We start from the raw sequence: 14,277 nt of genomic DNA, 5'->3' as shown, positions 1-14,277 counted from the left end.
GGGGGTGGCTTGAGGTACAAAGCCAGCATGTCGGATGAATACCAAATCGAGATCCCACCTTCGTTCATCGCCTTGCACAGCGATGCACGCAAGCGGTTGACGATCCCCTTGTGCGAACTGCGCGACCGCTACGAGGTGTGCGAGGACCTGGCCCAGCACCTGACCGAACACTGCCGCAGCATCCATGTCGAGATCGGTGTGGACGAGCAGGAGGTGCTGGATCGCTGCCTCAAGGGCCTGTTGTCGCCCGATGGCGCGGTGCAGGAGGCCGAAGCCGTGTGGGTGGTGACGCGCCTGGCCGAACTGCTGGGCTGGCCGCATCCTGGCTTGCCCACGCCCGAAGACAGCGAGCGACGCTGAGCGGCACTGGGACGGCTTGCTGCCGCTTGCAGCGTAGCCAGCGGGGCATTCAGCGTGCCGTTTACAAGCTGCAATACCTCTTGCCTCTGCTGGTGGCCAGACCCTGATGCCATTCACATGGCAGGCGCCTATATTGCGCGGCACAACCCACGCCATGGAGGCCCTCATCATGATCAAACGACTGACCTTGAGCGCATGCAGCGCGCTGATGCTGCTTGGCAGCCCCCTATTCGCCACCGCACAAGACGCCACCACGCCCACGCTGCAGACCCGCGATGCTTACCTGATCGTCACACGCGTGGACACCCGCAAGTGCGCCTACCCGATGTGCGGCGGCTACTTCGTGAAGGCCGTCAATCAGGCCCAGACACGCTGCGCGGATGGCAGCATGCAAAGAGAGTGTCATGCTGTGCAACTGAACGCCAATGCACTGGGCTGGACAAGTGAACAGCGCGCCGCGTTTGACGCCGAGTTCGCGCAAGGCCACGCACTGGTCCGCGGCCTGCTGGAGCCCGCACCGGCAGGCTTCTACACGGCCGATCAGCTGACCATCACCGAGGCCTGGCAAGGCCAGGGCCTGCGCAACAAGCCTTTGGGCAGCTTCTACGGCGTCAAGAGCACGGGCATCGTGTGCATCACGGCCCCCTGCCCTTCGCTGGCGGCCACCAAGCTCAATGTGATCGCGCCGGTGCTCAACCCCGATCTGGACTTGAGCCTGACTGGCGCCAGCGACAAGCAGATTCAGGCCGGTTATGAGGCACTGGGCAGCACGGGCATCCTGGCGGCAGGCGCCATCGTGCCGGTGCGCCTGCATGCGCTGGATGGCGGCACACGCAAGGGCAGCAAGCTGCTGGCCAGCGAGTTCTACCTGCCGGCCAAGCCCTGAAACCTCGAATGCCCCTGACGCATCAGGCCGCCTGCTGCACCTTGTGGATCTGCGTCAGGGCCGGTGCCGGCCAGCCGGCTTCGGCGCAGACCTTGACGATGGCCTCGTTGGTGGCGAAGTACACCTGCCAGTAGTTGGCGTTGGCCGTGTAGGGGCGCACCGCAATCTGCGGGCCTTCCAGCTTCATGTCCAGCAGGTTGATCTCGGGTGCGGGGGACTGCGCCACGTTGGGGATCTGGGCCACGGCGGCCTGCAGGCGCGCGATCGCGTCCAGCGGGTCCACGCCATTGGCCAGCTGGGCGATGCGGTCCACCCGGCGCACGGGCAGCGCATCAAAGTTCTGGATGGTCTCGCCAAAGATCTTGCCGTTGCCCACCACGGTGAGCACGTTGTCCGGCGTGACGATGGTGGTGCCGAACAAACCCAGTTCGTGCACCGTGCCGACCACGCCCCCGATGGACACGAAATCCCCCACCTTGAAGGGGCGCAGCACCAGCATGAAGGCGCCCGCCGCGAAGTTGCCCAGCAAGCCGCTCCAGGCCGCGCCAATGGCCACCCCCGCGCCGGCCAGCATGGCCGCAAACGAGGTGGTCTGGATGCCGAAGTAGCCCAGGATGCCCAGCACCAAGGCGATGTTGAGGGCCACGGCCACGATGGAGCCCAGGTACTTGGTCAGCGTCGGGTCCACATGGTTGCGGCTCATCGTCATCGACATGATGGCGATCACCTTGCTGATCAACCATCGCCCGATGACCCAGAACAGGATGGCGGCCACCACCTTGATGGCCAGCTCCGTCACCGTGGTGCTGAGAAACAGCTGTATCGCGTGCATGTCCATCTGCTCACCTCTTTTGATCAGGGGCGGGCACCGCCCATGGCGCCCGCACGCCACACTCTAGTCAGCGCCAGGCCATACCCCGTGACAAAGCCCGAGCATTCCACAAGGTTTAGCCTTGCTTGCACCATGTCGCCAACAAAGGAGGCCTGCATGAACGAGCACCCGCCACCCGCACCGTGGGACTTGCGTGACTACGCCACCACCATGGCACGCTACAACCGCTGGATGAACGAGAAGCTGTACGCTGCGGCCGACTCGCTGGCGGACGAGCAGCGCAAGGCCGATCGAGGCGCCTTTTTCCGCTCCATCCACGGCACGCTCAACCACCTGCTGCTGACCGATGAGGCCTGGATGCAGCGCCTGCACGGCCAGGCCGTCACGATGACATCCCCGGATCAGGAGCTGCACAGTGAGTTCACCGCCTTGCGCGCCGACCGGCCAGGCCATGGACCAGCGCCTGATGGACTGGGCAGAGGGCCTGCAGGCCGAGACGCCGTCCCGGCTGCTGAGCTTCTTCAGCGTGAGCTACCAGAAGCAGATCACCATGCCCTACGTGGTCGCCGTGATGCACCTGTTCAACCACCAGACGCACCACCGAGGCCAGATCACGACCCTGCTCACCCAGCTGGGCGCCGACATCGGCCCGACCGACCTGCCTGTGATGCCGGGCTGGCAGTGAGGTGGCGACCCGGCTGCCATTTTCTGACGCCAAAGCGCGACAGGAACGGCACTGGACCTTGCGCCGTTTTTGGCGCAAAGTGTTGCGGTGACTAACTAGGGACGACAAGGCGGAAGTTGCGCTCCTTGCGGGAACGGCAATGCGCCCATCACCACGCCCGGACTGGTATCGACACAAGATCAGCGATGAACAGCTGGACATGGTCTGGACCCATGCTCGGCTTGGCATGGTTGTGGCCACTGCATTTGCGGTGGCGCTGGCCGTGGCCCTGCGTGGTGTCGTCGCGCCCAAGACAATGGTGGATGCCTGGCTGGCCCTGAAGCTGGCGATCTCGGGCTTTCGCTTCGTCCAGGGCTGGCTGTATGCCCGCCGCGCGACCCACCCGCCCGCCTGGGCCACCGGCACCCTGGTCGCCTTGATCGCCGACGGCGCCGTCTGGGGTGTGGCCGGCTTTTACGTGATCAACATGGCGCCCTGGCCCATGGCCTCCTTTTTTGCGGCCGTGCTGGCCTGCATCTCCTGCGTGGCGACCTTCGGGCTGCAGGTCAGCGCCCGCTTCACCATGGGTTACGCCGCGCCGATCATGGCGCCGGCCGCGCTGGGGCTGTTCATGCGGGGCGAGATCTACGGCGAGCTCGGTGGCATCGGCTTGCTGCTGTTGCTGGTACTGCAGATGGCCACGGCCGCACGCACCGAAAAGCGGATCCAGGAAGGCATCCAGCTGCGGCTTCAAGCCGAGGCGCTGGCCCAGGACAAGGCCGAAGCCCTGAAGGTGGCGATGCGCCAGAGCGCGGTTCGCACGCAGTTCCTGGCCAACATCAGCCACGAGCTGCGCACCCCGCTGCACGGCATCCTGGGGGTGGCCAGGCTCTTGCGCGATGCCGTGCCGGAACCCGCACTGAGCCGCCGCGTCGAGCTGATCGAGACCTCGGGTGCCCACCTGCTCAACCTGATCAACGACTTGCTGGACATCTCCCGCATCGAATCAGGCCAGTTCCTGATCCGCAGCGAGCGCAACGATCTGGCGGCACAGATCGAGCAGATCGCCGGTGTCTACACGGTGCGCTGCGAAGAAAAGGGGCTCAGCTTTCAACTGCAGGATGACTTGCCCAAGCCCTGCTGGGTGCTGGTGGACCCCGGGCGATTCCGGCAGGTCCTGCACAACCTGCTGGGCAATGCCGTCAAGTTCACACGGCACGGTGGCGTGACCCTGAGCATCAGCCGCGACGAGGCCACGGGCATGGTGCAAGCTGAGGTGCGCGACACCGGCCCGGGCATTCCTCCCGCCGATCTGAGCCGGATCTTCGAGGCCTTCCAGCAATCAGAGGCGAGCAATGGCAACACCGAAGGCGCCGGCCTGGGCCTGACCATTGCCCGCGACATCGCCCGCGCCATGGGCGGCGATGTGGTCGCGCGCAGCGTGCCCGGAGAAGGCAGCACCTTGACCTTCACGGCCAGGCTGCCACAGGCCACGGCGGCAGGCCCTCATCCAGCGGCATCGCCTGCCGCACAGCCCAGCGCCCCCACCCCTTGCAAGGCCCTGCTGGCCGAAGACAACGACGTCAGCGCCCTGGTGGCCATGAACTTTCTGGAGATCCTGGGCATGCAGGCGGTCCGGGCCAAGGATGGCGCCGAGGCCCTGCATCAAGCCCTTGCCGGCGAGCATCGTCCCGACCTCATCCTCATGGACTGCCAGATGCCGGTGATGAGCGGTTACCAGGCTTCGCGCATGATCCGCGAGCAAGAGCGGGCGCTAGGGCTGCCGCGGGTGCCCATCGTGGCCCTGACCGCCACGGCCACCGATTCCGAACGCCAGGACTGCCTGGATGCCGGCATGGACGACTTCCTGCCCAAGCCCTGCACGCTCGAAGAGTTGTCCGCGACCATTGCGCGCTGGAGCGGTCCCGGCGTCAAGCCACCAAAGCCCGCGACGGCGAAGCCACAGCAGGCTGAGGCTTGAGGCCGAAGTCGGGCATGTCCCGCAGCGACAGGTCCATCATGAAACCCAGCAGGCGGTGACCTGACTGGCGCCAGGCGGGCTCGGCACCTTGCACATCCATCGTGAAGATGTAGTGCGGCAGGTTGCCCGCATAAGCCAGGGGCATCATCTGCCCGGGTGCCAGAAAGTCCTTGAAGCCCAGGCCCCGGTAGGCGCGGCCCAGCGCATCGTTGCGGGCGGCGATGACCAGCCAGTCGATGCCCTTGGCCAGGCAGTAGTGGTACACCGCCTTCATCAGGCACAGTTTGACCAGGCCATGGGCGCCGGGCAGCACCGCCAGGCGCGTCACCTCGGCACGCAGCCGTGAGGTGATCTGGCGAGGCAGGATCACATGGCGCTCAATGAGCAGGGCATGGGCTTCATGGCCCACATTGATGCGCGCCGTGCCGACCGCCTCACCCGTCAGCTTGTCGCGGCACAGCAGCACCACCGTACCGGGTGTGCGGTCCAGCGCTTCGACGGACGAGAACCCCGCCACCGCTTCGTCGCCGAGATGGTGGCCATAAGCCACCTTGCGCACGATACAGGCCTGCGTCAGTTCGGCCTCCGTGCTGGCGATACAAACCTCGAAGTTATGGGCAAGAGAGCTCATGAAGCGACACACCTGTGATGAATGGGATGCGTCGAAAGATATGAGAGGCCACCCTGGCTTCATGGGCAGAAAAACCGGCTCTTTCCAGCCGCTTGTGAACAGCGCGTGCAACCAGCTTTGATGAGCGTGACGAATTGCACGGCTCACGCCCGAACAAAGAAAAAGCGCCAGCACCCTTTCGGGCCTGGCGCTTGGCGATCGCTTGAAAAGCGGTCAGAACAACTGGCGATTACTCGGCAGCGGCACCACCTTCAGCGGGTGCGGCGGCATCGGCACCATCGTCGTCACCATCCAGGGCAGCCAGTTCGAGCGCAGCGCGCTCCTGGGCTTCCTGCATGGCGATGGCGCGGCGTTCGCTGTCGTCCATCTCTTCCTTGGCCTTGCGAGCCTGGTGGAAGGCCATGCCGGTACCAGCGGGGATCAGGCGACCCACGATGACGTTTTCCTTCAGGCCGCGCAGCTCGTCGCGCTTGCCCATGATGGCAGCCTCGGTCAGCACGCGGGTCGTTTCCTGGAAGGAAGCGGCCGAGATGAAGGAGTCGGTCGACAGCGAAGCCTTGGTGATACCCAGCAGCACATCGCTGTGCGTGGCGATCATCTTGCCCTCGGCGCGCATGCGGTCGTTGGTGTCCAGCAGTTCCGAACGTTCCACCTGTTCGCCAACGATGTAGTTGGTGTCACCGGCATTGGTGATCTGAACACGACGCAGCATCTGGCGAACGATCACCTGGATGTGCTTGTCGTTGATCTTCACGCCTTGCAAACGGTAGACGTCCTGCACTTCGTCGACGATGTAGCGGGCCAGCTCTTCGATACCCAGCAGACGCAGGATGTCCTGCGGATCGGCCGGGCCGTCGACGATGGATTCGCCCTTGTTGACCACCTGGCCTTCGTGCACCAGGATGTTCTTTTCCTTCGGAACCAGGTCTTCCCAGACCTTGCCTTCGGGGTCGGTGATCTGCAAGCGAACCTTGCCCTTGGTTTCCTTACCGAAGGACACGGTACCCGTGATCTCGGCCAGCGAACCCTTGTCCTTGGGCGAACGGGCTTCGAACAGCTCGGCCACACGCGGCAGACCGCCGGTAATGTCGCGGGTCTTCTGACCTTCGATTGGGATACGGGCCAGCACTTCACCAGGCGACAGATCCTGGCCGTCGCGCACCTGAATCAGCGCGCCAACCTGGAAGCCGATGGTCACGGCGTGGTCGGTACCGGGGATCTTCACTTCGGCGCCAGAGGCGTCGAGCAGCTTGACCTGAGGACGGATGACCTTGGCAGCGCCACGGCGCTTGGGGTCGATCACGACCAGGGTCGACAGACCGGTCACTTCGTCCACCTGCTTGGCCACGGTCACGCCTTCTTCGACGTTCTCGAACTTGGCCTTACCGGCGAACTCGGTGATGATCGGACGGGTCAGCGGATCCCAGGTTGCCAGGATCAGGCCAGCCTTGACGGTCTGGTCGGCCTTGACGTTGAGCTGCGCGCCATACGGCACCTTGTGGCGCTCACGCTCACGGCCGTGCTGGTCGGCGATGATGATTTCGCCGGAACGCGAAATCACCACCAGATCGCCCTTGCCGTTCGTGACGTAACGCATCGTGGCATTGAAGCCGATGATGCCGTCCGACTTGGCTTCCACGCTCGAAGCGATGGCGGCACGCGAAGCGGCACCACCGATGTGGAAGGTACGCATCGTCAACTGCGTGCCGGGTTCACCGATGGACTGCGCAGCGATCACGCCGACAGCTTCACCGGAGTTCACCAGGCCACCGCGGCCCAGGTCGCGGCCGTAGCACTTGGCGCACAGGCCGAAGCGTGTGGCGCAAGTCAGCGGCGTGCGGACCTTGACTTCGTCGACGCCAGCGGCTTCGAGGATGTCCAGGGCGTCTTCGTCCAGCATGGTGCCGGCGGTGATGACGACCTGTTGGGTCTCGGGGTGCAGCACGTCGATCGCGGGCACGCGGCCCAGGATACGGTCGCGCAGCGATTCGATGACTTCACCGCCTTCAACCAGGGCGCGCGTGGCGATACCCTGGTCGGTGCCGCAATCTTCCTCGGTCACAACCAAGTCCTGCGTCACGTCCACCAGACGACGGGTCAGGTAACCGGAGTTCGCGGTCTTCAACGCCGTGTCGGCCAGACCCTTACGGGCGCCGTGGGTCGAGATGAAGTACTGCAACACGTTCAGACCTTCACGGAAGTTAGCCGTGATGGGGGTCTCGATGATGGAGCCGTCAGGCTTGGCCATCAGGCCCCGCATACCGGCCAGCTGGCGGATCTGAGCGGCAGAACCACGGGCACCGGAGTCAGCCATCATGTAAATCGAGTTGAACGATTCCTGATCGACTTCCACGCCGTTGCGGTCGATGGTCTTTTGCTTGGACAGCTGCGACATCATGACCTTGCCGACTTCGTCGCCGGTCTTGCCCCAGATGTCCACCACCTTGTTGTATCGCTCGCCAGCCGTCACCAGACCGGAGACGTACTGCTGTTCGATTTCCTTGACTTCCTTTTCGGCGCGCTCGATCAGGCCGTACTTTTCCTTCGGCACGAGCATGTCGTCGATGCCGATGGAGATGCCAGCGCGGGTCGCCAGACGGAAGCCGTTTTGCAGCAGCTTGTCAGCCAGCACCACCGTTTCCTTCAGACCGCACTTGCGGAACGAAGTATTGATGAGGCGGGAGATTTCCTTCTTCTTGAGCGCCTTGTTGATGTTCGCAAAAGGCAGGCCCTTGGGCAGGATCTCGGACAGCAGCGCACGACCGACGGTCGTTTCCACCAGCTTGGTCTCGGGGACGAACTCGCCCGTGTCCTTGTTCTTGGTGTACTCGGTCAGACGGATGTTGATGCGGGCAGTGATCTCGACCACACCGTTATCCAGCGCGCGTTGCAGCTCGGGGATATCGGAGAAGACCATGCCTTCGCCCTTGCCGTTGATGCGCTCGCGGGTGGCGTAGTAAAGACCCAGCACCACGTCTTGCGACGGCACAATGGAAGGTTCGCCGTTGGCAGGGAACAGCACGTTGTTGGAGGCCAGCATCAGGGTGCGGGCTTCCATCTGGGCTTCGATCGACAGCGGCACGTGAACGGCCATCTGGTCACCGTCGAAGTCGGCGTTGAAGGCCGCGCAAACGAGGGGGTGCAGCTGGATGGCCTTGCCTTCGATCAGCACAGGCTCGAACGCCTGGATGCCGAGACGGTGCAGCGTAGGCGCACGGTTCAGCATCACGGGGTGTTCCTTGATCACTTCTTCAAGGATGTCCCACACCACAGGGGTGCCGGATTCGACTTCCTTCTTGGCAGCCTTGATCGTGGTGGCGATACCCATGGCTTCCAGGCGCGCGAAGATGAAGGGCTTGAACAGTTCAAGCGCCATCAGCTTGGGCAGACCGCACTGGTGCAGCTTCAGGGTCGGGCCCACGGTGATCACGGAACGACCGGAGTAGTCGACGCGCTTACCCAGCAAGTTCTGACGGAAGCGACCGCTCTTACCCTTGATCATGTCGGCCAGCGACTTCAGGGCACGCTTGTTCGCACCGGTCATGGCCTTGCCACGACGGCCGTTGTCCAGCAGCGAGTCAACCGATTCCTGCAGCATGCGCTTTTCGTTGCGCACGATGATTTCTGGCGCCTTCAGTTCGAGCAAGCGGGCCAGACGGTTGTTACGGTTGATGACGCGGCGGTACAGGTCGTTCAGGTCGGATGTCGCGAAACGACCGCCGTCCAGCGGCACCAGCGGACGCAGATCGGGCGGCAGCACGGGCAGCACGTCCATCACCATCCAGTTGGGCTTGATGCCGGACTTCTTGAACGCTTCCATCACCTTCAGGCGCTTGGCGTTCTTCTTGATCTTCAGCTCGCTGCCCGTCATGTCGTTGCGCAGCTTGTCGATCTCGACGTCCAGGTCCATCTCTTCGAGCAACTTCTTGATGCCTTCGGCGCCCATCAGGGCTTCGAATTCATCGCCGTACTCGATGCGCTTGGCGTCGTAATCGTCCTCGGACATGATGCTGAACTTCTTCAGCGGGGTCATGCCGGGGTCCACCACCACGTAGGCTTCAAAGTACAGCACGCGCTCGATGTCGCGCAGCGTCATGTCCAGGACCAGGCCCAGACGCGAAGGCAGCGACTTCAGGAACCAGATGTGGGCGCAAGGCGCAGCCAGTTCGATGTGGCCCATGCGGTCACGACGGACCTTGGTCTGGGTCACTTCGACGCCGCACTTCTCACAGATCACGCCGCGGTGCTTCAGGCGCTTGTACTTGCCGCACAGGCACTCGTAATCCTTGATCGGGCCAAAGATCTTGGCGCAGAACAGGCCATCACGCTCAGGCTTGAACGTACGGTAGTTGATGGTTTCGGGCTTCTTCACTTCGCCGAACGACCACGACCGAATCTTCTCGGGCGAGGCCAGGCCGATCTTGATGGCATCGAAGTGCTCATCAGGGGTGAATTGCTTAAAGAGGTCCAGCAAGCCTTTCATGGCTTTCTCCTAAATATTTCAGTTGGGTACCGTGTCGACGTGGCAACGAATCTGAGGGGTCCATGGCAGGCCAGGCAAGGCGGGCGGGAGGGCGGCATAGCAGCGCTATGCAACCGACCGACCAACGCCGCATGGCGTGGCATGGGGCACTCAGATCAGTTTTTCTCCAGTTCGATGTCAATACCCAGGGACCGGATTTCTTTCACGAGCACGTTGAACGACTCCGGCATACCAGCGTCGATCGAGTGCTCGCCCTTGACGATGTTCTCGTAGACCTTGGTACGACCATTGACGTCGTCGGACTTGACCGTGAGCATTTCCTGCAGCACATAGGACGCGCCGTACGCTTCCAGTGCCCACACTTCCATTTCACCGAAGCGCTGACCACCGAACTGTGCCTTACCGCCCAGAGGCTGCTGGGTGACCAGCGAGTAAGGACCAGTCGAGCGGGCGTGCATCTTGTCGTCGACCAAGTGGTGCAGCTTCAGCACGTGCATGTAGCCGACGGTGACAGGACGCTCGAAGGCTTCACCGGTGCGACCGTCATGCAGGATGGCCTGCGTGCGGGTCGGGGTGAGGCCCTTGGCCTTGGCGATGTCAGCGGGGTAAGCCAGCTGCAACATGGCGCGGATTTCTTCTTCCTTGGCACCATCGAACACCGGCGTGGCGAACGGCACACCCTTGGACAGGTTGCCGGCCATCTCGATGATCTCGGTGTCGCTGAAGGAGTCGATGTCTTCCTTCTTGCCGCCGGACTTGTTGTACAGCTCGTCGAAGAACTTGCGCAGCTCGGCCGCGGCCGCTTCCTGCTGCAGCATGTTGCCGATGCGCTGACCAATGCCCTTGGCAGCCCAGCCCAAGTGCACTTCCAGCACCTGACCCACGTTCATACGCGAAGGCACACCCAGGGGGTTCAGCACGATGTCGGCAGGGGTGCCGTCGGCCATGTAAGGCATGTCTTCGATCGGGACGATCTTGGAGACCACACCCTTGTTACCGTGACGGCCGGCCATCTTGTCGCCAGGCTGCAAGCGACGCTTCACAGCTAGGTGCACCTTGACCATCTTCAGCACGCCAGCGGGCAGCTCGTCGCCTTGGGTCAGCTTCTTGCGCTTTTCTTCAAAAGCCAGGTCGAAGCTGTGGCGGGTCTGCTCCAGCGAGTTCTTGATGGATTCCAGCTGGTTGGCCAGTTCGTCTTCGGCAGGACGGATGTCGAACCAGTGGAACTTGTCAACCGACGACAGGTAAGCGTCGTCCAGGGTCGTGCCCTTGGCCAGCTTGTTGGGGCCACCGTTGGCGACCTTGCCGATCAGCAGCTTCTTGATACGGTCGAAGGCGTCAGCCTCCACAATACGCAACTGGTCGTTCAGGTCCAGGCGGAAGCGCTTGAGTTCATCGTCGATGATCTGCTGGGCGCGCTTGTCACGCTGGATGCCTTCGCGGGTGAAGACCTGCACGTCGATCACGGTACCGGAGGTGCCCTGGTCCACCCGCAGCGAGGTGTCCTTCACATCCGAAGCCTTCTCGCCGAAGATGGCGCGCAGCAGCTTCTCTTCAGGCGTCAGCGTGGTTTCGCCCTTCGGCGTCACCTTGCCGACCAGCACGTCGCCGGGGCCAACTTCTGCACCGATGAACACGATGCCGGATTCGTCCAGACGAGCCAGTTGGTTCTCGGACAGGTTCGGGATGTCGCGCGTGATTTCTTCAGAGCCCAGCTTGGTGTCGCGGGCCATCACGACGAGTTCTTCGATGTGGATCGAGGTGTAGCGGTCTTCGGCCACCACACGCTCCGAGATCATGATCGAGTCTTCGAAGTTGTAGCCGTTCCAGGGCATGAAGGCCACGAGCATGTTCTGACCCAGAGCGAGTTCGCCCAGGTCGGTCGATGCGCCGTCGGCCACCACGTCACCCTTGCCCACCTTGTCGCCACGCTTGACGATGGCGCGCTGGTGGATGTTGGTGTTCTGGTTGGAACGCTGGTACTTGATCAGGTTGTAGATGTCGACGCCGACTTCACCGGCCACCGTTTCCGCGTCGTTCACACGGATCACGATACGGTTGGTGTCGACATAGTCCACCACGCCACCGCGCTTGGCGGTCACGACGGTACCCGAGTCAACCGCAGCCACACGCTCGACGCCCGTACCAACCACGGCCTTTTCAGGACGCAGCACAGGCACAGCCTGACGCTGCATGTTGGCGCCCATCAACGCGCGGTTCGCGTCGTCGTGCTCCAGGAAGGGCACGAGCGAGGCAGCGACCGACACGATCTGCGTCGGGGCCACGTCCATGTACTGGATGCGCTCGGGCGAGGTCAGCACGGATTCGCCGTTTTCACGGGCAGACACCAGCTCGTCGGTCAGACGGCCGTCCTTGTCCAGCGAGGCGTTGGCCTGCGCGATCACGTACTTGCCTTCTTCGATGGCCGACAGGTAGTCGATCTGCATCGTGGTCTGGCCATCGTTCACGCGACGATAAGGCGTCTCCAGGAAGCCGTATTCGTTCAGGCGGGCGTACAGCGCCAGCGAGTTGATCAGACCGATGTTCGGGCCTTCAGGCGTTTCGATCGGGCACACACGACCGTAGTGGGTCGGGTGCACGTCACGCACTTCGAAGCCGGCACGTTCGCGGGTCAGACCACCCGGGCCCAGAGCGGAAACGCGACGCTTGTGCGTGATTTCCGACAGGGGGTTGGTCTGGTCCATGAACTGCGACAGCTGCGACGCACCGAAGAACTCCTTCAAGGCAGCCGAGATCGGCTTGGAGTTGATCAGGTCGTGCGGCATCAGGGCTTCGGTTTCAGCCTGACCCAGACGTTCCTTCACGGCCTTTTCGATACGAGCCAGGCCCGAGCGGTACTGGTTCTCGGCCAGTTCGCCCACGCAACGCACGCGGCGGTTGCCCAGGTGGTCGATGTCATCGACTTCGCCGCGACCATTGCGCAGCTCGACCAGGATCTTCACGACGGCCAGGATGTCGTCGTTGGACAGCACCATCGGGCCCGTGCCCTCGTCGCGGCCCACGCGGGCGTTGAACTTCATGCGGCCCACGCGCGACAGGTCGTACGTGTCTTCGTTGTAGAAGAGGCGACCGAACAGCGCCTGCACGGCATCTTCGGTGGGCGGCTCGCCAGGGCGCATCATGCGGTAGATGGCCACGCGTGCAGCCAGCTCATCGGCGGTTTCGTCGGTGGCCAGCGTTTGCGAGATGTAGGCGCCCTGGTCCAGTTCATTGGTGAACAGGACTTCGATGTCGAGGATCTTGGCCGCGCGCAGCTTCTTGAGCAGGGCTTCGGTCAGCTCTTCGTTGGCCTTGGCGATGATTTCGCCGGTGTCAGGGTCGATCTGGTTCTTGGCCAGCACGCGGCCCAGCAGGTAGTCCTCGGGCACGCTCAGGTGCGTGGTGCCGGACTGTTCCAGTTGGCGGGTGTGGCGCGCGGTGATGCGCTTGTCCTTCTCGACGATGACCGAACCAGACTTGTCGGTGATGTCGAAACGGGCGATTTCACCCTTGACGCGCTCAGGCACGTAGGCCATCTGCGCGCCGGAATCCATCAGCTTGAAGTGGTCATTCTGGAAGAACGTCGAGAGGATCTGCTCGTTGTTCATGCCGATGGCCTTCAGCAGGGTCGTCACCGGCATCTTGCGGCGACGGTCCACGCGGAAGTACAGCAGGTCCTTCGGATCGAATTCGAAGTCCAGCCAGGAGCCACGGTAAGGGATGATGCGGGCGCTGAACAGCAGCTTGCCCGACGAGTGCGTCTTGCCCTTGTCGTGCTCGAAGAACACGCCAGGCGAACGGTGCAGCTGCGACACGATGACGCGCTCGGTACCGTTGATGATGAAGGAGCCGTAGTCGGTCATCAGGGGCACTTCGCCCATGTAGACCTCTTGTTCCTTCACTTCCTTGACCACCTTGGACTGGGACGTGGACGTCTCACGGTCATAGATGATCATCTGCAGGCGCGCACGCACGGCAGAAGCGAAAGTCAGCCCCCGCAGCTGGCACTCACGCTCATCGAACGCCGGCTTGGCGATGTTGTACTCGATGAACTTCATCTCGACGAAACCATTGTGCGAAACAATGGGGAACGCCGAAATGAAAGCGGCTTGCAGGCCTTCGGGTTTGCGTTGTTGCGGCGGCACTTCCTTTTGCAGGAAGGCGACGTACGAGTCCTTCTGCATCGTCAGCAGATAAGGCACGTTCAATACGCTGCCGCGCTTGCCAAAGCTCTTGCGGATCCGCTTGCGCTCGGTGTAGCTATAGGGGGTTGCTTGCGCCATAAACTCTCCGTTTCGGGCACCATCAGCGATGCACCGTTTCGAATTCAGCCCGCTCCCTGGCCGTGGGGGCGCGCTGTTGTTCGGCGACTGGCCATTCGGACCTTGCGTCCGAGGCTTGGTGGTTGGCCACTACCAACCGCTGGCAGACAACCCGCGC

The 14,277-nt window shown here is 62.9% G+C and carries 8 protein-coding genes and 1 pseudogene; 5 read left to right on the top strand and 4 right to left on the bottom strand.

Annotated elements, in window-relative coordinates:
* The first annotated feature begins 27 nt into the window (after positions 1 to 27).
* Both JY96_RS12645 and JY96_RS12640 read left to right on the top strand, forming a co-directional pair.
* Positions 28 to 360, top strand: coding sequence for a hypothetical protein (locus tag JY96_RS12645; RefSeq protein WP_035037908.1), 333 nt, complete (start codon positions 28 to 30; stop codon positions 358 to 360).
* 169 nt (positions 361 to 529) lie between these two features.
* Complete coding sequence (locus JY96_RS12640) at positions 530 to 1,246, top strand: DUF6748 domain-containing protein (RefSeq protein WP_152606488.1); 717 nt, start codon at positions 530 to 532, stop codon at positions 1,244 to 1,246.
* Between the two features lie 22 nt (positions 1,247 to 1,268).
* Here the strand turns inward: JY96_RS12640 and JY96_RS12635 are convergent, their stop codons facing one another.
* Entirely contained in the window at positions 1,269 to 2,084 is an 816-nt protein-coding gene (locus JY96_RS12635) for a mechanosensitive ion channel family protein (protein ID WP_035037905.1), read from the bottom strand.
* 36 nt (positions 2,085 to 2,120) lie between these two features.
* Here JY96_RS12635 and JY96_RS24275 point away from each other — a divergent pair.
* From JY96_RS24275 to JY96_RS12625, 3 genes and pseudogenes are all read left to right on the top strand, one after another.
* Positions 2,121 to 2,456: pseudogene (locus JY96_RS24275) on the top strand (DinB family protein); the annotation flags it as partial.
* A gap of 37 nt (positions 2,457 to 2,493) precedes the next feature.
* Positions 2,494 to 2,763, top strand: a complete 270-nt coding sequence (locus tag JY96_RS24140; protein ID WP_200883502.1) for a DinB family protein — start codon at positions 2,494 to 2,496, stop codon at positions 2,761 to 2,763.
* A gap of 139 nt (positions 2,764 to 2,902) precedes the next feature.
* Positions 2,903 to 4,723 (top strand): ATP-binding protein, encoded by a 1,821-nt coding sequence (locus JY96_RS12625; protein WP_052162469.1) that lies wholly within the window; start codon positions 2,903 to 2,905, stop codon positions 4,721 to 4,723.
* Here JY96_RS12625 and JY96_RS12620 read toward each other — a convergent pair.
* The 3 genes from JY96_RS12620 to rpoB form a co-directional block, all read right to left on the bottom strand.
* A complete protein-coding gene (locus tag JY96_RS12620) occupies positions 4,674 to 5,354 on the bottom strand; it encodes a hypothetical protein (protein WP_035037902.1) in 681 nt (226 codons plus the stop codon). The two genes, JY96_RS12625 and JY96_RS12620, sit on opposite strands and share 50 nt — an antisense overlap.
* A gap of 229 nt (positions 5,355 to 5,583) precedes the next feature.
* Positions 5,584 to 9,837 carry a DNA-directed RNA polymerase subunit beta' gene (gene rpoC / locus JY96_RS12615; protein ID WP_035037900.1) on the bottom strand — a complete coding sequence of 1,418 codons (4,254 nt, stop codon included), beginning with the start codon at positions 9,835 to 9,837 and terminating at the stop codon, positions 5,584 to 5,586.
* 155 nt (positions 9,838 to 9,992) lie between these two features.
* On the bottom strand, positions 9,993 to 14,120 hold the full coding sequence (rpoB, locus tag JY96_RS12610; RefSeq protein WP_035037897.1) for a DNA-directed RNA polymerase subunit beta: 4,128 nt from the start codon (positions 14,118 to 14,120) through the stop codon (positions 9,993 to 9,995).
* Positions 14,121 to 14,277: the final 157 nt, after the last annotated feature.

The organism is Aquabacterium sp. NJ1, assembly GCF_000768065.1.
In the GTDB taxonomy this organism is placed as follows: Bacteria; Pseudomonadota; Gammaproteobacteria; order Burkholderiales; family Burkholderiaceae_C; genus Aquabacterium.
This window is presented reverse-complemented; position numbering and strand designations above follow the sequence as displayed.

Excerpts from the sequence above, each read along its gene's own strand:
- JY96_RS12635 (WP_035037905.1), bottom strand. The coding sequence starts at position 2,084 with ATGGACATGCACGCGATACAGCTGTTTCTCAGCACCACGGTGACGGAG.
- JY96_RS12625 (WP_052162469.1), top strand. The coding sequence starts at position 2,903 with ATGCGCCCATCACCACGCCCGGACTGGTATCGACACAAGATCAGCGAT.
- JY96_RS12645 (WP_035037908.1), top strand. The coding sequence starts at position 28 with ATGTCGGATGAATACCAAATCGAGATCCCACCTTCGTTCATCGCCTTG.
- rpoC (WP_035037900.1), bottom strand. The coding sequence starts at position 9,837 with ATGAAAGGCTTGCTGGACCTCTTTAAGCAATTCACCCCTGATGAGCAC.
- JY96_RS12640 (WP_152606488.1), top strand. The coding sequence starts at position 530 with ATGATCAAACGACTGACCTTGAGCGCATGCAGCGCGCTGATGCTGCTT.
- rpoB (WP_035037897.1), bottom strand. The coding sequence starts at position 14,120 with ATGGCGCAAGCAACCCCCTATAGCTACACCGAGCGCAAGCGGATCCGC.
- JY96_RS12620 (WP_035037902.1), bottom strand. The coding sequence starts at position 5,354 with ATGAGCTCTCTTGCCCATAACTTCGAGGTTTGTATCGCCAGCACGGAG.